Annotated in this window: 2 protein-coding genes; one reads left to right on the top strand and one right to left on the bottom strand. The window is 73.4% G+C overall.

The window, feature by feature from the left end:
- Positions 1 to 717, bottom strand: a 717-nt coding sequence (locus IE312_RS27315; RefSeq protein ID WP_189984976.1) for a FadR/GntR family transcriptional regulator, incomplete at its 3' end; no start/stop codon positions are given.
- A gap of 95 nt (positions 718 to 812) precedes the next feature.
- Here IE312_RS27315 and IE312_RS42055 point away from each other — a divergent pair.
- Positions 813 to 1,413: type I glutamate--ammonia ligase (locus tag IE312_RS42055; protein WP_502266993.1), on the top strand; the 601-nt coding region annotated here is incomplete at its 3' end.

Below are 1,413 nucleotides of genomic sequence, written 5' to 3' on the forward strand. Positions count from 1 at the left end.
GAGCGCCGCCGTCCCCGCGCAGTGCTCCCGCATCATCTCCCGCGCCCCGTCCGCGTCCCCGTCCAGCACCGCCTCCACCAGCGCGGTGTGCTGCCGCTGGGAGTGCTCCAGGTTGCGCACCAGCAGCGGGATGCAGTCCAGCAGGTCGTTCACCGTGGCCCGGACCGCCGCGTACCGCGCGGTCAGCGACGGCGAACCGCACAGCTCGGCCAGCGTCAGGTGCAGCAGCGTGTCCGCCCGCCGGTAGTCGGCCAGCGGCGCCTCACGGGTGCGGTCCAGCGCCTCCCGCAGCCGCCCCGCCTGCTCCTCGGCCAGCCCGTGCACCGCGCACAGCCCGGCCGCCCCCACCTCCAGCACCTCGCGGAAGCGCAGCACGTCCTCGATGTCGACCTCGGCGATCCGGCGCCGCAGCTCGTCCTCGCCGCTCGCCTCCGTGCGGGGCAGCACGAACGTTCCGCCGTACCGCCCGCGCCGCGCCTCCACCAGCCCCTGGTCCTGGAGCACCTTCAGCACCTCGCGCAGCGTCACCCGGCTGATCCCGAGCCGCTCCGCCAGTTCCCGTTCGGCCGGCAGCCGCTCGCCGCCCGGCACCAGGCCCAGCCGGACGACCTGGAGGATCTGCTCCAGCGCCTCCTCGAAGCCGTTGCCCGCCCGCACCGGCCGCAGTATCGGTACGAGCCGGTCCGCCGGCCCGCCGGTCCCCGCGTCCCGCGACATCGGCCGCACCCCCTTCCCAAGCAATGGTTCCCCGCAATACCTTATGGCTCCCGGTCCGGCCGAAAAAGCGCCCAGGCGCCCAAGGAGGCTCTCCCGTGGCAGACCGCACACCCCCGCTCGGCATCGAGGAACTGCACACCCTGGTGGCGAGCGGTGAGATCGACACGGTCGTCCTGGCCTTCCCCGACATGCAGGGGCGGCTGCAGGGCAAGCGGTTCGCCGCCCGCTTCTTCCTCGACGAGGTCCTGCACCACGGCACCGAGGGCTGCGCCTACCTGCTCGCCGTCGACACCGAGATGAACACCGTCGACGGCTACGCGATGTCCTCCTGGGACCGCGGCTACGGCGACTTCGCCCTGCGCCCCGACCCCTCCACCCTGCGCCGCATCCCCTGGCACCCCGGCACCGCGCTGCTCTTCGCCGACCTCGCCTGGAACGACGGCTCCCCGGTCGCCGCCGCCCCGCGCCAGATCCTGCGCCGCCAGCTGGAACGGCTCGCCGCCCTCGGCTACACCGCCCAGGTCGGCACCGAGCTGGAGTTCATCGTCTTCAAGGACAGCTACGAGCAGGCCTGGAACGCGAACTACCGCGGTCTCACCCCCGCCAACCAGTACAACATCGACTACTCCGTCCTCGGCACCGGCCGCGTCGAGCCCCTGCTGCGCCGCCTGCGCAACGACATGGCCGGCGCCGGCC

Origin of the sequence: Streptomyces capoamus (genome assembly GCF_014654935.1) — a bacterium.
Lineage (GTDB): Bacteria > Actinomycetota > Actinomycetes > Streptomycetales > Streptomycetaceae > Streptomyces > Streptomyces capoamus.